A 20,415-nucleotide genomic window follows, 5' to 3' on the forward strand; every position below is an offset into this window, starting at 1 on the left:
AAGACGGCGTCCAATTCCCTACAAGTCTCACGAAGAACAGTGGAGTGAACGCCTGAGAGGAGGATTAGATGACCTCGCAACGGAGCAAGATGTCTTCACGTACTTATGTCCGTGAGTATCAAGAGCGACCTCTAGATTACTGAGACGAGTGTCCAGGTCCCCAAAATAACGGTCTGTCGTGAGACGTCTTCCGTCTCCCATATGAGATCAAATATCGGATGAAGTATAAAATACTGGTTACGTTATTATAGGGGCCAAATTGGATAGCCAATGCAAACAGATACACTTTCACTCTGGTTGCCTGGCATTCATTATCCTCGCAGTCTATGATATACTTGAGGCAGCAAGGAGAATTCAACTATCAGAAGACAGATTAACGATTGAGCATAAGGGATCATACAATGGAATTCACGCCGACGCTGTTGGAGGTGCTGGTTCTTCTTGTTACCAGTATCATCTCTGGTTTAGTCGGTTTTTCCCTCCAGTATCTTCTTCCAGAAAACTTACGTTCAAGAATAATATATGGGATGAGAAGTTGGAAAAAGAGAAGGAAAGATAATATAGTAACAACATCATTGACTGCAAAATATACTCTAGATGATCCCGTTCCTCTTGACACCATATCTGACGAAATCAGAGGTGACTTAAGCAATATTGTAAACGAAGATACGCGGATTGTTGATAAAGGGTCGAATGAGCCTGGTGATCGGCACTTTATCGACATAGAAACCTCTCGAGCTAATCTTCGAGTGAATGTGATCGTGAATGCGACCCCTGGAAAAGGAGTACCAGGTAGTCCAGAATTTGATCCGATGAACGAACGGGTGGCTGAATCCATAACCGTTGAGTCAGAGATTCGGACGAAGTACAGCAATCTTCGTTGGGGCTTAGAACTGGGTGCTCAATATATTGATGACTTCCAAAGTGCAGTTAGTTTTAAGATAGATAAATCTTCTACGTATAATGTGGCTTGTGAACTAGACTCACCGACTGTGATTGAGGATTTCCTAGCCAAGCTAAGTGTTGATAGTGTGAAAGCAGAGAACAATTCAGTAGAAGTTCAATTCGAAGATGAAAAAGTTTTAGTTCGGAATGTATCTGTTGGAGATAGACCAGATATTTTCGACAAGCTACAAGATCTTGTTATCTACTATGGCTAATCAATCGTTTCGAGGATCTTTGGAGTAATCTTGTTCTCCAAGTACTCTATTCTGGTTTCTTCTTCCCAGATGTTTCCATAGAAAACAACGGTTTCAGTGCTTATTCCTAGAACACCATCATAATCCATTGACTCAAACATTTCCCAAGTCGTATTTCCTCTATCTTCTAAGTCATTACCAAGAGACCCCATCTCATTTAACCGACCAGAAGCTGAGGCAGTTTCTGTATATTCGTCATAGTCTTCAACAGTGCGAGTTTTGGAATCTTTCGAGTCTGTTTCCACAATATCTTCAATAACTCCCGTTGGAATATCCCTTCGTTCATAGTCATTTGGACTAAGGTCTAAAACTTCCTGAAGGTGGAGCATCGCTGATGCTCGTTTAGATTTGCTCCCCAGAATCACAAATCCCCCATCCTCAAATAGACCATCGCTAAATTGTACAACGAATCGTTCTACATCCTTGTACCAGGGTCGCTCGTGTGCTCTATGACCACGAGGTTTTAAAGTATCATACTCAATAGTACATCTTAGCATTCCTCCCTGACGGTTCAACGCCGTAGTAGTGATTTTTAACTCGAACTCATCAGAATCTACATTTCCAACTAAATCACTGTGGATGAGGTCATTGGCGTTCTCATCGTCGACTGTTGTTTCAAATCCCTGGAGGTCCTGATATACTTGTTGAGTATTAAAGCCATTAGTTAAATCGTAGAGTGAACATGCGACGGGCATTAGTTGTCTACCATTCTGTAAACAAGTGATATAAAATCTTCGTAATGTCTAACCTGTAAGGGATCAGACTATGGCTGATATGAATGATGGAGAAGAGCATCCTCAATATATGTTGCAAATTCTCCGGTTGAAAAGTCACTAGGTTGGTAAATTTCCACGTATCCACTTTCAGTGACAAAGTTTTTAATTTCCTTTCCATCGTAGGAATGATTCAATCCTACCTGGTTTTTCTTTGCAGACTTGAAAACTTCTTCAAATTCGGAGTCAGAAAGGATATTTTCACCATGAAGAACACCATTTTCAGCATTTCCTACATTATCATAAAACCCAACCTTCCAAGGATTGATCCCCTCATCATAAATTTCATCAATATAGCTATCAATGTCAAATTCAATCCTGTCTACAGAATTCGAGAATTCTCTAGAAATCAAATCGAAAACGAACCGGCCTTCACCACTGCTTGCAACTACGAAGTTCCCTGGAACATGAAGGAAATAGGTTGTCTTCACGATTTTGCGGGGCTTTTTGTACGTATCAATACCACCATCAACTATATCTGTCTCCTCTACCGAAGAAATCTCTTCAATAGCGGCTTGCCCAAATTGGGCGGTCCGTCCATCTGGCATACGAATATCTTCAGTCACATTAAGACACTGTGAGAGCTCATCAAATAGCTCATGTTGAATGGATATCTCTTTTGTGAAGTCAGATACAGGCTCACTACCGGATTCAACTTGACCAATTACACCAGAGTCCATAGACATAGAACATCTCTTATTGAATATAAGAGTGAAGGAAATGTCTTCCTGTACTATTATCTCAGAACATATTCTCTGGATAGTTATAATGGTACATGTAAATCGAGGGCCTCGGCACTCATAGGGCTCGTCAGTACCGGGTGCCGAATCCGGCTCGGAGCGGGTGCTTCGTCATCGGCCGGACGATGCTACGAGCGTGAACTCAAAGACGGTTTTGATCGACGACAGCCTCGCGTCCGCCTGGCGACGCTCAAACGAGATGCTCCACCTGGCTTCGATTAGCGACCGCTCGAGCCGGCGAACGCTGCGTTCCAGTCGTCGATGAGGTTCTCGAGTCTGTCGGTCCGTCGCCTGGAGAACGTCGCGGGGGCGACGGCGGCGGCTGAACTGGAGCTGGCTGGATCGTCGGTTGCGGCGTCGTCGGGAGTGATGTCGTCCGTCAGTCCAGCGGTAGCTGTAGGATCTGTAGGCTTGTCGAGCGGTGATTCGGATTCGGTTCGGGCGTGTGTTCGATTTCGTGTACTCATGTCGGTCGGGTTCGGGTCGGTGGGTCGTCGTGCGATACGGCGTCTCGAGCGGATCAAAACGAGAGGGAGGCTACGGGTCCCGGTACGGGTACGGATACGACCGACGTATGGGTCATGTACCTCCAGCTACGGCCCTATTGTACATAAAAGTTAATGATTGATGGAAAATTGCGGTCGTGTCCCGCTATAGCCGTTAGAGACGACGACTGTCTCCCCACCCTCGAGGACTCGCGTCGAGAATCCGTCCGTTTACGGTACTGCCCGTTCCAGGTAGTCGTATGACCATCGGCGTCATCGGCGGGAGCGGTATCTACGAGGCACTGCCACTCGAGAACACCCGGAAAGAGGAGGTTTCGACGCCGTACGGTGACCCCAGCGAGGCCGTGACGCTGGGCGAACTCGCCGGGAAAGAGGTCGCGTTCCTCCCTCGACACGGCGAGGACCACCAGCACACGCCGACGGATGCCGAGTACCAGGCGAACATCTACGCGCTCAAGTCGGTCGGCGTCGACCGCGTCATCGCCACCAACGCGGTCGGCAGTCTCCGCGAGGACCTGCCGCCGCGAACGCTGGTCGTCCCTGACCAGATTTTCGACCGGACGAAACATCGCCAGCCGACCTTCTTCGGCGACGGCATGGTCGTCCACATGGGCTTTGCCGACCCCTACTGTCCCGAGATGGTCGACCACCTCGCGACTGCCGCCGAAGAGGCGACCGACGACGACACGACGGCGGAAGAAGGCGGGACCTACGTCTGTATCGAAGGCCCGCAGTACTCCACCCGCGCCGAAAGCGAGTTCTACCGGGATCAGGGGTGGGACATCGTCGGCATGACGGCCATTCCCGAAGCGAAACTCGCTCGGGAGGCCGAACTCAGTTACGCAACTGTCGCCGGCGTCACCGACTACGACGTCTGGAAGCAGGACAACGAGGTGACACTCCAGGAGGTCCTCGAGAACGCCGAGGCGAATCAGGAGGCGATCAACCAGGTCATCGAGCACGCTATCCGAACGATGCCCGGTGACTTCGAGAGTGACGCCTGGTCAGCTCTCGAGGGAACTATCAACACACCTGCGGACGCAATTCCCGAAGAGACCCGCGATCGCGTCGAGTTGCTCGCGGGCGAGTACCTCGCGTAACGGGTGTATCACCCGTCCTGGACTCGTTTTCGGCCAAATGGCTCGTGACCGAGCTGGGGGTCGCTTTCCGATTGCGTTCACGATAGTATCGATTGTATCGAGAGTGTCGACGATTTCGAGACCAAATGTGCTAACTGCCGAATAGTAAATAGCCCAGAAAGCTACCCAACAGCTATGTCGGACCCAAAAAGCGGGATTTCGGACGTTCGGCACGACGACGATGAATCACTCCTCACGACTCTGGGCCGCAGGCGTTTTCTGTCCGGTGGAGCCGTCGCTGGCTCGATCGCAGTGGCCGGGTGTCTCGACGGGGAACCAACTGACGAAGACCCCGACAGCGAGGACGCTGACGGAGACGAATCCGGGGATGGCGACGCCGATATCGAGGATGGTGATGCTGACGGCGGCGACGAAGACGACGAGTACGAGACACTCGAAGACGAACTCGTCGCGGTAATCGACGCCTATGTCGAGGCTGCGTCCGAGGGTGATACCGACGCGGTAGACGACGTCGTCCACAGCCTGAACCCGCTCAACCCTGCCGAGTGGGAGGAAGACGGCTGGGAGTTCCAGGGTGGTGACGACGACGAGGTCGGCGACTACGAGACCGAACTGCTCACCGAGGACGGGACCATCGACGATATCTTCGAACTCGAGGCTGCCGAGTTCTGGTTCGCCGAGGTAAATCTCGAGGACGAGATCGGCGGCGAGCAGATCGCCATGGTCGAAATCGAGGAGGCAGACGGAACCGAAACCCAGGACACCGCAGTCTGGGTGTTCGTCCCCGAAGACGGGGAGTGGCGCGTACTCTTCCAGGGGGTCAGAGACGAGACGCCCGAGGACCCCGAATCGGTGTTCGAACCGGAGATCATCGACGAGGACGACGCTGTCGTCGAGGAGATCGACTGGGAGTTCGACCAGGAGATGGGTGACGGAGACGATGGCGAGGACGACCTGGGTCTCTTCGAGGACCTCGAGTGGGCACAGGTCACTCTCACGGACGTGCCGGGGATCGATGCGGACGCGGTTCGGATCGAGTCGACGATCGAAGACTCGTCGTTCGAGTTCACCGAGGGATGGTCCGGCGCGTGGGCAAACGTCGGCCTGCATGCCGAGGGAGACCAGATCGTCGTTACGGTCGTCGAAAACGGCGACGAGACGGTCGTCCACCGGGAACACTTCCGCCCCGATTCGGAGTGAGGGGCGTTTCCGGTCCTGACGGCTAGTCTCCCCCAACTCGGTTTCCGGAGTACGGTTACGTGGCCGCGGGCGTTTCGGGCGGCGAACGACGGCACGGACACCCCTTTCCCACGAACTGGCTGCCCTGTCGGCGCTGTGGAAGGAGTCGATGCCGGACTCACTCCGAGAGAATCAGTCCGCGATCGCTTCTTCGGGTTCCGCGTCGACCGATGCGCGCTGCACCCAGAGGTCGCCGAACAACTCGTCTTGCTCGAGGACGATTCGGCCGCGGTGGGCGAGAAAGAGCAGCGCCAGGTAGGTCATCACGCGCGAGCCGCCCGAGTCGTCGATTTCCGCGTACAGTACCTCTTCACGGCCGTTCTCGTAGTGGGTCTCGAGTACGCTCTCGACGTCGTGGATGACGTCTTCGATGTCTTCCTCGTGAGTCGTGTGTGTGACGTCGTCGCTGGTTGGCTCGTCGCCGGCCCGCATCTCGTCTCCCCCGTGGTAACTCAACTCCTGCATTCCCCGGTCGTAACCGCTGGGGGAGTCGCTCGTGTCGTAGGTGCGGGACTGTTTCCACCGGCTGTCCCGTTCGGCGCTGCGCAGTTCCCGTACCAGTTCGTCGAGCGTCTCCGGCTTGCCGCGGGCGTGCTTTCGCTCGAGGCGTCGTTCCATCTCGGCCTCGAGGCTTTCGACGGGATCGAACCCGGCAGGGTGGCCGTCCTCGTCGCCCTCCCCCTGCATCGCACTGTCGTCGGCAAACGGCGCTTCCCAGGGTGGTAGCTCTTCGTCCTCGTCGGGTTCGTCGGCGGCGAACAGTTCGTCGCTTTTCATCCGCAGGAGGACGCTGGCGTAGAACAGCGCCCGGCCGGACGTACGGAGGTCGGCCTCGTCCAGTGCATCGAGAAAGCGGTCGGTGACGTGGACGATGTCGATGTCCCACGGATCGATCTCCCCGTCCTCGGCCAGTTGGACGAGGAGTTCGACGGGTTCGACTTCGTCTTCGTCTTCGTCGTCTTCGTCCCCGGTCTCGCCGTCGCTCCCGTCGTCGACATCGGCGTCCTCGGAGAACTCGAGAACGGTTTCCCCGGGGCCGGGCCCGGGACCGGGAACGGGATCGGAATCGGAACCGGGTGCATCTCGGTCCCCCTCGGTCGTTCCTCCTGGGCGGTCGCGATCCTCGTGGCCGGCGATGTTCAGCGGGATATCGTCACCGCCGTCGGTGTAGAATTCCCTGCGGCCCTCGTGGTCCTCGTGGCCCTCGTGGTCCTCGTGGTCCTCGTGGCCCTCATGGTCCCGGTCACCACCACGGCTTCGACGACACTCACGATCCCCGTCGTCCCGAGCGCTATCGGCATCCTTAGTCACTGACCGTCACCTCCTCGGGATCGGTGCTGTCTCCACTCAGATCGATGCCGGTGACCGCGCTCACGTTGTCCTGTTGCATCGTGACGCCGATAGCACGTTCGGACCGATCGAGCATCGCCGACCGGTGTGAAACCACGACGAACTGGGCCTCGACAGCCAACTCCTCTACCATCTGTCCGACCCGCTCGGCGTTGACGGCATCGAGGAAGGCGTCGATCTCGTCGAGGGCGTAGAACGGTGCTGGGTTGTGTCGCTGGATCGCGAAAATGAAAGCCAGCGCGGTCAGGGACTTCTCGCCGCCGGACATCGCGTCGAGACGCTGGACCGGCTTGTCTCCAGGCTGGGCCTTCATCGTCAGTCCGCCGTCGAAGGGGTCGTCCTCGTCCTCGAGATGTAGCGATCCCGTCCCCTCGGAGAGTCGTTCGAAAATCTCGGTGAAGTGTGCCGCGATGGCTTCGTAGGCTTCCATGAACGTCGCCTTCTTTTGGGTCTCGTACTGTTCGATCCGGTCGCGGATCCCCTCGGCTTCCTCGACGAGGGTCGCTTTCCCGTCCTCGAGTTCCTCGAGGTCCTCGCGGACCTCGTCGTACTCGTCGATGGCGAGCATGTTGACCGGCTCCATCGCCTCCATGTCCGACTGCAGGAGATCGATCATCTCGACGACGGTGTCGTGGTCGGGGACAGTCTCGGGATCGTAATCGTCTACTTCCGACTCGAGGCTCTCGATCTCCCACTCGAGGTCGCTCTCGCGTTCGCGTTTGCCCTCGAGTTTGCTCTCGACCGTGTCGACGCGGGTTTGCTGGTCGTCGCGTTTCTTGCGGGCCGCGGCGAGTTCCTCCTTGAGGTCGGTACGTTCCGCTTTGAGTTCCGTGAGTTCGTCCTCGAGTTCCGCGACCGCGTCGCGTTTCTCTTCGAGACTCTCGCGTTTCGCCTCGATTTCGGTCTCGCAGTTCTCGATCCGGTCTTCGTGTTCCGCCGTACGGTTCTGTGCCGACTCGATGTCGTCGTGGAGATCCTCGATTGCGTCCTCGGCGTACTCTTTCTCGAGGCTGAGTTCGTTGATCTTCCCGTCGATCTCGTCGATCCGATCCTCGCGTTCGTCGATCTCCGCCTCGAGTTCCTCGATCTGATCGGTGAGCTCGGGAATCTTCGAGTCCTCGAGTTCGGCTTCGAGATCGGTGATGTCGGCCTCTATGGCCTCGATCGTGGCGGTCTGCTCGTCGATCTCGGCCGAGATTTCGTTCATGCGTTCGTCGACCGAGTCCCGCTCCTCGCGCAGCTCCGCGAGGTCGTTCTCGAGGGACTCGATCTCGCTTTCGATCGATTCGCGTTCGTCCTCGAGACTCTCGATCTCGCTTTCGATCGACCGGACCTCGTCGGCCGCGTCGGTCTTGCGGTCGCGAGCGTCGTCGAGCCGTTCCTCGAGGTCCCGCAGCTCATCACGCAGCGAGTCCCGTTCCTCCTGTAGTTCGGTGATCTGCTTGGCGACGCGCTCGAGTTGTCCTTCACCGCCGCCGGTAAACGAGTACCGAGAGCCGCCACCGGAACCGCCGGTCATCGCACCGCTTTTCTCGACCAGGTCGCCGTCCAGGGTGACCATCCGGTAGTCGCCCATATACGAGCGGGCGGTCTCGATGTCCTCGACGACGAGCGTGTCGCCGAGCACGTACGAGAAGACGCCGGCGTACTCGTCGTCGAAGTCGACGAGGTTGTACGCGAAGCCGACGACGCCCGGGTCGCTGGGTGCGTTGGGCAGCCGCCGCTGGCTCATGTCGGTCAGCGGCAGGAACGTTGCACGGCCGGCGTTTCGGGACTTGAGGTGTTCGATACACTGCTGGCCGATCACGTCGTCGTCGACGACGACGTTCGCGAGTCGTCCACCTGCAGCGGTTTCGCAGGCGACGGCGTACTCGCCCGGGACGGTTCCGAGTTGGGCGACCGCGCCGTGGACGCCGTCGATCCCCGAGTTGAGGATCGTCGTCACCGCGCGGCCGAACGAGGAGTCGCCGCTCTCGCCCGCTTTTGCCTCGAGTTCGGCGTACTCCTGCTGTTTAGCCTGAATCTCGTCGTCTAACTCGTCGAGATCCGACTGGAGGCGGCGTTTCTCGTCTGTGAGGTCGTCGACCACGCCAGCGATGTTCGCACGGTTTTTCTTCGCTTTCTCCAACTCGCGTTCGAGGTCGCTTCGGCGATCCTCGAGTTCGGGGAGCCGTTCGCGTTGTTCTTCGATCGTCGTCTCTTTCTCGTCGATCGCGTTCGAGCGGCGGCGAGCCTCGTCGAGCAGGCGGTCTTGCTCGCGCTGGAGGTCGTTTCTCTCGGTTTTGGCCTCCTCGAGATCGTCTTTGCGCTCGGCGAGTTCGGCTTTGAGTTCGTCGAACTCGGTGTCGACGGCCTCGATCTCGGCCTCGAGTTGCTGTTTCTCCTGCTTGCGTTCCTGGACCTCGGTCTTGATCGAGGCCTTCTCGAGTTTGTGCTCGCGGGTCTCGTCTTCGAGCTCCTCGATCTCCTCTTGCTTGCGATCGATCTGGACGAACGCCTCGCGACGATCGGATTCGGCCTCCTCGATCGCCGCTTCGCTGGCCTCGATCTTGTCCTCGAGCCGGGAGATGTCGCCTTTGATCTCCTCGATTTCGCTTTTGATCCGGAGCTGTTCCTCCTCGCCTTTGCGCTCGATCTCGGCGTTTAAGTCTTCGAGATCTTCCTGGAGGCGGACGACGGTACCCTCCCGTTCGTCGAGTTCGCGCTGGAGCTCCGCGAGTTCCGCCTCGAGGTCCTCGATCGTCGATCGCGTGGCCTCGAGTTCCTCGCGTTTCTCCTCGAGTTCGCTTGCCTTCTTGTACCCCTCGTACTCCTCCTTTTCACGGCGCAGCCGCCGGTATCGCATGGCGATTCGGCGTTCGTCCTCGAGTTGGTCGAGCCGCTGGCGTTTCTCCTCGATGCGGAGTTGGGCCTCGTCGATCCGTTCCTCGACGGTCTCGAGTTCCTCGAAGGCGTCTTCCTTCTTGGCGTCGAACTCCGCGACGCCCGCGATCTCGTCGATGATCTCCCGGCGGGCATGCGGAGTCATGTTGATGATCTCGGTAACGTCGCCCTGCATGACGACGTTGTACCCTTCCGGGGTGACGCCGGCCTGGGCCAGCAAATCCTGGATATCCGAGAGGTTGACGGAGCGATCGTTGAGATAGTAGTAGGAGTAGTAGTTGTCTTCCGTTTCCTTGACCCGACGCCGGATGCGGATCTCGTCGACATCGCCGACGTCCTCGCTGCCGGCGGCGTTGACGACCTGCGAACGCGAGAGCGTGCCGTCGCTGTTGTCGAGGACGACCTCGACCGTCGCCTCGCGAGGGCCACTCGAGTTCGACCCGTCCTCGTGGCCGGGGTTGTAGATGAGGTCGGTCAGCTTCTCGGCGCGAATCCCGCGGGTGCGGGCCAGTCCGAGCGCGAAGAGGACGGCGTCGATGATGTTGGACTTTCCGGAGCCGTTGGGTCCGGTGATGACCGTGAAGTCCTCGTAGAACGGAATCTTCGTCTTCCGACCGAAGCTCTTGAAATTGTCCAGAACGACTGCCTTGATGTACATCGTAGTTCGATTCTCCGTGGCGAGACGACCGGGCCGCCACGACGGTTCACGACCGTGGCTGTGCGCGACGCGTGAGAGTCCGGGAGAGGACCGACGCGCCGCCCGGATGACCACTCTCCCTCTCTCTGTTTCGTCGTTTCAGCACCGTCTCCGTCCCGGTCGCCGTGCTGTTATGCGACGATAATGTCGTCGCTACCTGAGTCTTCCGCTTCGTCGCTTTCGACATCGGTGTCCGCGTCGGCGGCCGCTTCGGCAACCTCGTCCGGTTCCGCTTCCGCCGTCACCGTTTCGTCCAGTTCTTCGGCGTCTTCCGAGCGACGATCCGGAACGCGCGTCGGCGTCTCCGTGTCGAGTTCGGCTTCGAGGACGCGGATGCGCTCTTTGGCTTCGATGAGCTCGTCCGTCAGTCCCTCTACCGTCGACTCGAGTTCCGCGACCGTCGATTCGAGTTCCTCGACGCGGTTGTTCGACATATCCACTAGGCCCGTTCCCTCTCATATAAACGTACGTCAGACACAACTAGTCGTTCTGGTAATTCCTGAGCGGACTCCCGAACGCTATCGAAGTCAAAGATAGTGAGGTTTCATGTACCAACGTGGATTACCGTCGCGTGAACCCATGACAGGCAACACCGCACTCGAGGACGTCGACGAGATCGTCCACGAACCGGACGAGGAGTTCGTCGAGTCGACGAACGTCTCGGAGTTCATGCGGGCCTACGGCATCGACGACTACGAGGAACTGATCGAGCGGACGACGACGGACCTCGAGGGCATCGAACAGTCGGGCGTCGACTGGTTCTGGGACGAGGTCGTCGACTACCTCGGGATCGAGTTCTACGAGGAGTACGACGCCGTCAGGGACGACAGCGGAGCGCAACGCGGCCCGGAAGACGCAAGTAGCGCGGAACAGAGTTCCGCGAACAGTCGAGTAGCGAGGGACTCGGACCATGCAAGCGGGCCGGAGGCCCGCGAGCAGACGGCCAAGCCGCGAGACGACGGTGAAACCGCGAGCCGCGACGGCCCGCAGTTCACCGACTGGTACCCCGGCGGCAGACTCAACGTCGCGCACAATACCCTCGACCGCCACGCCGCGGTTGGCGAGGAACGGCGCAACAAGGTCGCGACTATCTGGGAAAGCGAGGACGGTGACGTACGCGAGATCACGTACCACGAACTCCACCGCCAGTCGAACAAGGTTGCGAACGCCTTGGAGGAACGGGGTATCGAGACCGGCGACACGGTCGGCCTCTACATGCCGATGGTGCCCGAGGTCGTCTCGATCCTCTATGGCTGTTTCAAGGTCGGTGCGATCGCCGTCCCGATCTTCTCCGGGTTCGGCGTCGACGCCGCCGCCACCCGGATCGCGGACTCGGAGTGTTCGGTACTGTTTACCGGCGACGGCTTCCTCCGGCGGGGCGATCCGGTATACCTCAAGGAGTCGGCCGACGACGCGATCGAACAGGCCGGCTACGTCGAGAAGACGATCGTTTTCGACCGTCTCGGTTCCAGAAACGAGGCACGTAGCGCCTCGGAAGGACAAGCGGGCAGCGAACCGACCCGCGAGCAGAAGAGCGGACACGCGATTCCCTGGAACGACGACCGCGACGACTGGTGGGACGACGCCGTCGAGACCCAGGATGACGACTACGAGACCAAGTCCCTGGACTCGAGTCAGGAGTCGATGCTGCTCTATTCGTCGGGGACGACGGGCAAGCCGAAAGGCATCGTCCACACTCACGCTGGCGTGCAGGTCCAGTGTGCCAAGGAACTGTACTTCGGGTTCGACCTCAAACCAGCCGACCGGTTCTTCTGGGTCTCGGACATCGGCTGGATGATGGGGCCGTGGACGCTGATCGGGACCCACACCTTCGGCGGGACGGTCTTCATGTACGAGGGCGCGCCGGACCACCCCGAACCCGACCGGTTCTGGAAGATGATCGATCGACACAAGCTCACCCAGTTTGGCATCTCACCGACGGCGATCCGCGCTCTGGGCAAACACGGAGACGAGTGGCTCGAGGGCCACGACCTCTCTTCGCTTCGCCTGCTGGGATCGACCGGCGAGCCGTGGGACCCCGAGTCCTGGCGGTGGTTCTACGAGAACGTCGGTAACGGCGAGTGCCCGATCATCAACATCTCCGGCGGGACAGAAATCTGTGGCTGTTTCCTGATGCCGATGCCGACCGAGCCACTGAAGCCCTGCACGCTCGGCGGCCCCGGTCTCGGGATGGACATCGACATCGTCGATCGAACCGGTGAGTCGATCACTGAGAACAACGAACGCGGCTACCTCGTCGCTAGAGACTCCTGTCCGTCGATGACGAAGTCGCTGTGGTCGGGTGACGAGCGTTATCTCGAGGAGTACTGGTCGACCTTCGAGGACACGTGGGACCACGGCGACTGGGCCCAGAAGGACGAAGACGGGTTCTGGTTCCTCCACGGTCGCGCCGACGACGCCCTGAACGTCGCTGGACGGAAGGTCGGTCCCGCGGAGGTCGAGGGTGCACTGATCGACCACGAGGCCGTCAACCAGGCAGCCGCCATCGGCGCGCCGGACGAGACCACCGGAACTGCGGTGGTGACGTACGTCATCCTCGAAGACGGGTACGACGAAGACGGAGACCTTCGCGAGGAGCTTCGAGCCCAGGTCGGGGAGGAACTCGGCAAGCCCTTCCGCCCGCGAGAGGTCCTGTTCGTCGACGAGTTCCCCAAGACACAGTCGGGCAAGATCATCCGGCGTGCCATCGAGGGGGTCTACACTGGCGAGGAACTGGGTGATATGAGCAGCATCGAGAATCCCGAAGCGCTAGAGAAACTCGAGAGCGCGCGCTGACGACCGAGGACCTAAGACGGGGACTCGTCGGTTTTCGCTGTCGACCACTGCGGATCGGCAGCTCGCTGCTGTGTGTGGATCGGTGGCGGAACGAGAACCGGAGAGGTTAGTTGAGGATCGACTGTGCGACCGTCGCGAGCTGGCCGTTGTCGGCTTCCTGGAGTCGTTCATCGCCGATCTTCAGGCGAAGTCGGGGTCGACCGACATCGATCGGAACCTTCTCGGTATCGATCAGTCCCATATCCTCGAGTTTGGTCTTCGTTCGGGAGAACGTCGCCTTGGAGGCGATCCCGACGTCTTCGCCCCACTTGCTAATGTCGTACAGTAGCGCGTCGTTCTTCGCGGCGACCAGCAGCGAGATCGTGACTTCGTCGAGCCCGTCGCCGTCGCCACGGGCCGTCTCCAGCGAGTCCAGAATCGCGGAGAAGTCTTCCTGCGCTTCGGCGCTGATCTCTTCGGTGAGTGTTTCCTGTACGTCGCTGATCGGCGGGGTTCGGAGGTTGAACGTTTCGGCATCCTCCCAGCGGGTCGCGTAGGTGTCGTACGTGTCCTCGACGAAGCTCTCGTCTGCGGTGACGAGGCCGCCGACGCGGTCGCCCGCGTGAACGATCGCGACGATTCGATCTTCGGTGATCAAAAGCGAATTCTCGGGTGCTTCCTCGAGTGTGCGAAGCGCGAGTGCGTCCTGGCTGATGAGATCGGCCGCGTTCGACGCTACGATGAAGTCGTCCATGACGTCTTTGAGCGTTCGCTCGTCGGCGAGCATGTGGACCGTCGGAAGGGAGCCGTCGAACTCGGTCGCCACCGAGACGAACTCTTCGATCCCGTCCCAGGATGGGTTGATCATATAGACGTCCCCACTCGCATCCTCGAGCACGGACCCGAGGATATCGTCAATCTGATGATTGAGTAAATTCGAGGTCATGCCTGTAGAGAAGTAAACGGTAGAAACTTACTTAATTTTGTCGGCCGTTTAGCCGCCAGAACTTCTGATCTCGGTTGTCAACCGGTAATTTTCTCCGTTACGAGGCGAGACTGAACGAGACACCGGTCGTGAAACTATTACACTGCCGCACAACCGCCGTTCGAGAAACGGTAGGGACTGCAATAATGTCAGTAATCGGTGACTACAATAAATATATAACCGTCATCTGCAATTACTGAATCGCATGGGTGATCGAGGCCAGCGACCGTGGTGGGTCGCGAACGGTCACGGGAGCGAACAGTCAGAACGAACGGAGACGGAGCCGAGTCCGGGATCGGAACCGGAACCGGAACCGGAACCGGAGTCGGAGGCCGCGCGGGCAAAAGGAATCAGCGCGTACGGCGGTCCCTGATCACAGCGGACGGCCGTAAGCTCCGAGTCGGGCCCACCGGCGTCCGACGGCGGTCTAGGGCCCTCGACAGCGGCTATCCTGATTTTCCGTGAAGACGCTCGAAAGTCGCCACGTTCCCGAGTGAGCGAGACGACGGTCCCGCGAGATCACTATGCCGTGAACGCCGCGGACGATGTCAGTCCTCGAATCGTTGCCACACTTCCCCGGACCAGTAGAGATCGCCGTCGTAGATCACCGACGCTTCGGTTTCTCGGAGAAGCCCCGCCAACTCGGGCCCCGTGAGCAACATCGTCGACTCGTTGCCACAGAGGTACGCACGGTCGTCGGCTCCAGTGTGGGGATGGTAGTAGCCGCCCGTCTCGCGGGTAGCGTAACAGTCAAGCGTCACGAGGTAGTCCGCGGCGTCTTCGCGCCCGGTCGAACGGCCGTCCGTCCCGTCGTCTCCGTCGTATCGCTCGACGGTCACCGTCGTCGGGAACCGATGGTCAGCCTGCGTGAGCGAGTGGGTCCCGTCCCCGACGACGGCGTAGTCTTTTCCCATCATAATCCGCCGTCGGGCCAGTTGCATCGCCCGCTCGATGCTGAACCCGTGGACCAACAGCTTCGCGAACGTCGAGCCGACCCTGACCGCGTGGTCGTTGAGCACCTGCGAGAACGTCACCGCACCGGCGACGCTGCCTTTCTCGATCAGGGCCCGTCCCTCGTAGTAGGAGCCACAGGCGTTGAGGAAGAACGTCTCGGTGTTGCACGCTGCAAGCGACGAGATCGAGAGGTTCCCGTCGGGACACCGGAGCCCGTCGGTCTCACAGTGGCCAATGTAGTGGACGAAATCGTGATCGCTCTCGAACGTGCGGGCCAGGTCCGCCTTCGCGAGTGACTCGTCGACGGTCACGTCGAGCGACAACTCTTCCGAGCGCCGACGATAGATATCCGCAACGGCGTCGCCTTCACCCGCCATTTCAGGGTCGTTGAGGACGACACTGATCGACGTGCCGTCGCTCGAGCGCGCGAGGTGTTCGAGCCGGTTCCGGTAGGCCGCTGGCGCGGATTTGTAGACGTCGATCGGAACGCCGTCGGCGAGCCAGCCGTGGACCCGGCCGTGGCGCAACTCCGGCTTGACGACATCGACCGACGCGACTTCCCGCGAGCTTGCACGATCGCCGACGGTCGGCTCGAGCCCGTCACGACCCGATCCACCGCCACGATAGAAGTCCTCGAGCGACCGTTCGATCAGTTCCTGTCCCTCGAGCGCCGAGGTCCGTGGACGGTAGATCAGGCTCATTCGATCGAGCAGGAACGGAAGCGTCTCGACGCGGTCGAACTCCGGGGCGACGTACGTCGAGAGGTGCCACTCCGGCAGCCGGTGTTCGATCGCGGCGAACGGAACGTCGAGGTACGTCGCAAGTCGGTCCTGGGGGTTCGCGCCGTAAAGCGCGTCGGCGTCGAGATCGAGAGCCGTGAGTACGTTTCCTTCCGCAAGCGTCGTTCCGTGGGGCCCGACGTTGCGGACCAGACAGTCGAGGAAGAAACACTTCCGGAGCAACCGCTCGACGTCGCGTTCGAGAGCCGGCGGGGACTCGAGTTCTCGCTCGATCCCACGGTCGACGAGGACGAGCCGCGGTTTCCGCTCCGACCGCCGGCTCCCCATGGTCCGACGGTTCGCGCCGGGTCGTCCGTCGCCGAGCATCGGATCGGTTCGAACCCTCGCCTGCAGGTAGTACGCCAGTGGTGCGGTGGCGTACAGCGCCTCGTAGGTCGGGGGGACGACGAGCTCGATCCCGTTCGTGGGCGTCTCCGACGCGACGGCGTCCGGGACGGTGAGTTCGTCACCGCGCTCGAGTAGCGGGGGGTGCCCTCGAAGCGTCGGGTAGGACCGTTCGGGGCCGGCCGTTTTGTGCGAGGCAGCGAGGTGCGACATCGCCTCGGCGACGCTGGCGGGGTCGTCCGGAACCGTGATCGTCTCGGCGGGGAGTTCGTGGCGGCTGCGGAAACCGAGGACGACGCGGGTTTGTTCGGGAAAGGAGACGATGACAGATTCGAAATCCGGCGTCTTTCGGACGGTGGCACGGCCGGAGAACCGGAGATACGTCTTGATCTCCGTGTCCACGTCGACGACGTACTCGCCGGGAGGCAGTGATAGGGGCTCGCCGCCGGGGTCGAGTTCGTACCGATGGGGTCCCGCGTCGGCTCCCGTTCCCGCGCCGTTCGTGTTCCCCGCCCCGGAGACGGTCTTCCCCTCGTCTCGCCCGCCGGTGACAGTGCCAGAACCGGACCCGAGCGAAAACGCGTAGACGACCGCGTGCGGGAACGCGAGCCGTGAGGCGCGTACGACCAGGGTTTCGTCGACCGGACGCGGGAAGTCGGGGCCGTCTCCATCGACCGAGAGATCGGGGGCCCGAACGGACAACTCGGCGTCGTCCGCATCGGTGACCCGGAGTGCGCGGCCGTCCAACTCCCATTCTATCATTCGAGATTCGGAATGTCCCCCCGATTAGTTAGTTGTACTGGATAGTGTGGTACCGATAGTTATTTCTTGTGGCATGGAAACACACCTCGCTTCAGAACGTCACCCCCTCGCTGGAGGCTACCCCGGCAGGGAAAGGTACACTTATACGATTGCCAGTCACCCTTTCGCACATGGATCACGAGCACGTCCGGGAGGTCGATCCCGCCGTTGCCGATGCGCTCGAGAACGAGCTCGATCGCCAGCGGTCGACGCTGCAGATGATCGCCAGCGAGAACCACGTCAGTCGCGCGGTCGTCGACGCCCAGGGGAGCGTCTTGACGAACAAGTACGCGGAAGGGTATCCCGGCTCGCGGTACTACGGCGGCTGTGAGTACGCCGACGAAGTCGAGGAGCTCGCGATCGAGCGTGCGAAAGAGCTGTTCGGGGCCGAGCACGTCAACGTCCAGCCCCACGCCGGAACGCAGGCCAACCAGGCAGTCTACTTCGCGATGCTCGAGCCCGGCGACAGAATCCTCTCGCTGGATCTCAACCACGGCGGGCACCTCAGCCACGGCCATCCGGCGAATTTCACCGGTCAACTCTACGAGGTCCAACAGTACGAGGTCGACCCCGAGACGGGGTATCTCGACTACGACGGACTGGCCGAGATGGCCACGGAGTTCGACCCGGACATCGTCGTCTCCGGCTACTCCGCTTACCCCCGGGATATCGAGTGGGAACGCATCCAGGACGTCGCCGACGACGTCGACGCCTACCACCTCGCGGACATCGCCCACATTACGGGGCTTGTCGCTGCCGGCGTCCACAGTTCCCCGGTCGGCGTCGCCGACTTCGTCACGGGCTCGACCCACAAGACGATCCGTGCCGGTCGTGGCGGGATCGTCATGTGTGACGAGGAGTACGCCGACGACATCGATTCCGCCGTCTTCCCGGGCGGACAGGGCGGTCCCCTGATGCACAACGTCGCCGGCAAGGCCGTCGGCTTCAAGGAAGCCTTAGAGCCCGAGTTCGAGGAGTACGCCGAGCAGGTCGTCGCGAACGCGACGGCGCTGGGCGAGTCGCTGTCCGAGCACGGCTTCTCGCTGGTCTCCGGTGGCACCGACAACCACCTCGTGCTGGTGGACCTCCGTGAGAGCCATCCCGACGTCTCGGGCGGCGACGCCGAGGATGCGCTCGAAGAGGCTGGTATCGTCCTCAACGGCAATACGGTCCCTGGCGAGACCCGCTCGCCGTTCGACCCGAGCGGTATCCGTGCCGGAACCCCCGGTCTGACGACCCGCGGCTTCGATGAGAAAGACTGTCGCGAAGTCGGCGACCTGATCGCGCGCGTGATCGACAACCTCGAGGACGAAGCCGTCATCGCCGAAGTCCGCGAAGAAGTCGAGCGGCTCTGTGAGGAGAACCCCCTGTACGAAGACGCGTAGGTTCGGTTCGCGTCGTCGATCCCGTTCCTGTGTCGGCCAGTCCCGCGACGACACCTGCTTCGTGTTGGCCTGCCAATCGCCGGCACGCGGCTTTTCCCACGACCCGCCGTAGCGTCGCTCTGTCGACGTAACCGACCAGCACCCTTCTCGACGACGAGCGGCTGCTCGCGCTTCGGGAAACCGACCGACCGCTGCTTTTCGACGCGGTCACGCCCGCGGAGACGATCGGTCTCGTCCCGGTCCGGTTCGACGATGGCCAGCCCTCTCGGGTCGATCCCCTCCCGGAGTCGACCGGTGAGAGCGATCCCGCCGCCGAGGGGACCACCGACCACCGACCACTGACCACTGACCACCGACTACCGACCACCGACCACGAGCGTGACACTGACTCGACGCCGCGACCCGAGACGATGGACGCGCCGATCGACCCCGGCGTGCCCGCCGACGCACCGAACGACGTTCCGGTATCCTCGAGACAGTCGAGACCCACGACCTGGTCGGCTGGACGATCACGTGTCGGGCACGTCGCCGATGACAGTCGACGACCGCGCGGTCTGTTTGCTCGAGACCGACGCCTGGGAGGAGCGTCCCGGGCCGGGACTCGAGGCGGCAGACGAACGTGAGATCGACGACCTCGCGGGTGAGTACGACCACGTGGTCGCGAACGAACGAGAGACAGCAGAGTAGGCGGTGTCGACTCCCGGGACGAGCAGGTGACTCCCCGATGGGTGTCGATCGGCCGACGTGGTGGTACACGAACGTGGGTATTTTCGCCCACGGATATCCAGCCGTTGGGCACGAACCCGAGGGTTGATTAGCCTCGCAGTCGCCGGTTCGGATATGACGGAGACCGACGCCGAGATCATCGACGGTGACGCAGTCGCCAGCGAGATCCGCGACGAGTTGACCGACGCCATCGAGACGCTCGCCGACGCCGGGGCACGTCCGGGGCTGGCGACCGTTCTGATGGGCGACGATCCCGCAAGCGAGACGTACGTAAACATGAAACAGCGGGACTGCGAGGAGGTCGGCATCGAAAGCTATCACGTCGACGTCGACGGCGACGCGTCGCCCGAAACGCTGTACGAGGAGATCGCCACGCTAAACGAAGACGACGACGTCCACGGCTACATCGTCCAGGCACCCGTCCCGGACCACGTTGACTACCGCGAGGTCATCCGCCGAGTCGACCCCGCGAAAGACGTCGACGGGTTCCACCCGGAGAACGTCGGTCGTCTCGTGGCCGGCGACGCCCGTTTCCGTCCCTGCACTCCTCACGGGGTCCAGAAACTGCTCGAGGCGGCGGCCGTCGAAACGGAAGGCAAAGACGTCACGATCGTCGGCCGCTCGGACATCGTCGGAAAGCCGCTCGCGAACCTGTTACTCCAGAAGGCCGACGACGGGAACGCGACGGTGACGGTCTGTCACTCACGGACGGCGGCTCTCGCCGAGAAGACCCGTAATGCGGATATCGTCGTCGCCGCGGCGGGGGCTCCGGAGATGATCGACGGCTCGATGATCGGCGACGGCGCGGTCGTGATCGACGTCGGCGTCAACCGCGTGGATGCGGACACCGAGAAAGGGTACGAACTCGTCGGCGACGTGGAGTTCGACAGCGCAACGGAGAACGCGAGCGCGATCACTCCCGTCCCCGGCGGCGTCGGACCGATGACTCGAGCGATGTTGCTCTACAACACGGTCAAGGCGGCGAGCCTGCAGGAGGGTGTCGAGGTCGAGTTGCCGTAACGGGCGTCTCGGAGTTGGAGCCGATCCGAGACCCGACCGAATCCGGTCGAAAGACGAACCCGATCTCCCGGCGGGATTGCTTCAGAACGTCGTCGGCAGTCCCCCGGTGTCGAGCCGACCATGTGGGGTGATTTTACGGCCCATCATCCGCCGGAACC

The 20,415-nt window shown here is 60.4% G+C and carries 16 protein-coding genes; 8 read left to right on the forward strand and 8 right to left on the reverse strand.

Annotation, left to right across the window (positions count from 1 at the left end; translation table 11 throughout):
- Positions 1-401: 401 nt before the first annotated feature.
- Positions 402-1,160: a hypothetical protein gene (locus C446_RS18515; RefSeq protein WP_152419364.1), complete on the forward strand. Its 759-nt coding sequence runs from the start codon at positions 402-404 to the stop codon at positions 1,158-1,160.
- Here the strand turns inward: C446_RS18515 and C446_RS18520 are convergent.
- From C446_RS18520 to C446_RS04340, 3 genes are all read right to left on the reverse strand, one after another.
- Positions 1,157-1,894, reverse strand: coding sequence for a hypothetical protein (locus tag C446_RS18520; protein WP_152419365.1), 738 nt, complete (start codon positions 1,892-1,894; stop codon positions 1,157-1,159). The two genes, C446_RS18515 and C446_RS18520, sit on opposite strands and share 4 nt — an antisense overlap.
- Positions 1,895-1,962: 68 nt before the next feature.
- Entirely contained in the window at positions 1,963-2,652 is a 690-nt protein-coding gene (locus C446_RS18525) for a hypothetical protein (RefSeq protein WP_152419366.1), read from the reverse strand.
- A 278-nt stretch (positions 2,653-2,930) separates the two neighbouring features.
- A complete protein-coding gene (locus C446_RS04340) occupies positions 2,931-3,179 on the reverse strand; it encodes a hypothetical protein (RefSeq protein WP_006671849.1) in 249 nt (82 codons plus the stop codon).
- 278 nt (positions 3,180-3,457) lie between these two features.
- On the opposite strand from C446_RS04340, the gene mtnP reads away from it, so the two are divergent.
- Together mtnP and C446_RS04350 are read left to right on the forward strand one after the other, a co-directional pair.
- A complete protein-coding gene (mtnP, locus tag C446_RS04345) occupies positions 3,458-4,318 on the forward strand; it encodes an S-methyl-5'-thioadenosine phosphorylase (RefSeq protein ID WP_006671850.1) in 861 nt (286 codons plus the stop codon).
- 174 nt (positions 4,319-4,492) lie between these two features.
- Positions 4,493-5,518: a hypothetical protein gene (locus C446_RS04350; RefSeq protein ID WP_006671851.1), complete on the forward strand. Its 1,026-nt coding sequence runs from the start codon at positions 4,493-4,495 to the stop codon at positions 5,516-5,518.
- A 171-nt stretch (positions 5,519-5,689) separates the two neighbouring features.
- On the opposite strand, the gene C446_RS04355 is transcribed toward C446_RS04350, so the two are convergent.
- From C446_RS04355 to C446_RS04365, 3 genes are all read right to left on the reverse strand, one after another.
- Positions 5,690-6,868 (reverse strand): segregation and condensation protein A, encoded by a 1,179-nt coding sequence (locus tag C446_RS04355; RefSeq protein WP_006671852.1) that lies wholly within the window; start codon positions 6,866-6,868, stop codon positions 5,690-5,692.
- The gene (gene smc, locus C446_RS04360) at positions 6,861-10,448 is read right to left on the reverse strand and encodes a chromosome segregation protein SMC (RefSeq protein ID WP_006671853.1); all 3,588 of its coding nucleotides are present in this window, start codon (positions 10,446-10,448) and stop codon (positions 6,861-6,863) included. Before smc ends, C446_RS04355 begins: the two co-directional genes overlap by 8 nt.
- A 170-nt stretch (positions 10,449-10,618) precedes the next feature.
- A complete protein-coding gene (locus C446_RS04365) occupies positions 10,619-10,921 on the reverse strand; it encodes a DUF7518 family protein (protein WP_006671854.1) in 303 nt (100 codons plus the stop codon).
- A 145-nt stretch (positions 10,922-11,066) separates the two neighbouring features.
- Here C446_RS04365 and C446_RS04370 point away from each other — a divergent pair, with 145 nt between their 5' ends.
- On the forward strand, positions 11,067-13,283 hold the full coding sequence (locus C446_RS04370) for an AMP-binding protein (RefSeq protein ID WP_006671855.1): 2,217 nt from the start codon (positions 11,067-11,069) through the stop codon (positions 13,281-13,283).
- Positions 13,284-13,389: 106 nt separating this feature from the next.
- Here C446_RS04370 and tbsP read toward each other — a convergent pair whose 3' ends face one another.
- Positions 13,390-14,208 (reverse strand): transcriptional regulator TbsP, encoded by an 819-nt coding sequence (gene tbsP, locus C446_RS04375; RefSeq protein ID WP_006671856.1) that lies wholly within the window; start codon positions 14,206-14,208, stop codon positions 13,390-13,392.
- Positions 14,209-14,452: 244 nt separating this feature from the next.
- Between tbsP and C446_RS19035 the strand changes: the two genes are divergently transcribed.
- On the forward strand, positions 14,453-14,620 hold the full coding sequence (locus C446_RS19035; protein ID WP_006671857.1) for a hypothetical protein: 168 nt from the start codon (positions 14,453-14,455) through the stop codon (positions 14,618-14,620).
- 175 nt (positions 14,621-14,795) lie between these two features.
- Here the strand turns inward: C446_RS19035 and C446_RS04380 are convergent, their stop codons facing one another.
- Positions 14,796-17,087, reverse strand: a complete 2,292-nt coding sequence (locus C446_RS04380) for a hypothetical protein (protein ID WP_006671858.1) — start codon at positions 17,085-17,087, stop codon at positions 14,796-14,798.
- Positions 17,088-17,257: 170 nt separating this feature from the next.
- Between C446_RS04380 and glyA the strand changes: the two genes are divergently transcribed.
- From glyA to C446_RS04390, 3 genes are all read left to right on the forward strand, one after another.
- On the forward strand, positions 17,258-18,511 hold the full coding sequence (glyA, locus tag C446_RS04385) for a serine hydroxymethyltransferase (protein ID WP_006671859.1): 1,254 nt from the start codon (positions 17,258-17,260) through the stop codon (positions 18,509-18,511).
- A 531-nt stretch (positions 18,512-19,042) separates the two neighbouring features.
- Positions 19,043-19,198 carry a hypothetical protein gene (locus C446_RS19040; RefSeq protein WP_160162956.1) on the forward strand — a complete coding sequence of 52 codons (156 nt, stop codon included), beginning with the start codon at positions 19,043-19,045 and terminating at the stop codon, positions 19,196-19,198.
- Between the two features lie 153 nt (positions 19,199-19,351).
- Positions 19,352-20,257 carry a bifunctional methylenetetrahydrofolate dehydrogenase/methenyltetrahydrofolate cyclohydrolase gene (locus C446_RS04390; protein ID WP_006671860.1) on the forward strand — a complete coding sequence of 302 codons (906 nt, stop codon included), beginning with the start codon at positions 19,352-19,354 and terminating at the stop codon, positions 20,255-20,257.
- The last annotated feature ends 158 nt before the right edge of the window (positions 20,258-20,415 follow it).

The sequence above is a fragment of the Halobiforma nitratireducens JCM 10879 genome, from assembly GCF_000337895.1.
Classification (GTDB): Archaea; Halobacteriota; Halobacteria; order Halobacteriales; family Natrialbaceae; genus Natronobacterium; species Natronobacterium nitratireducens.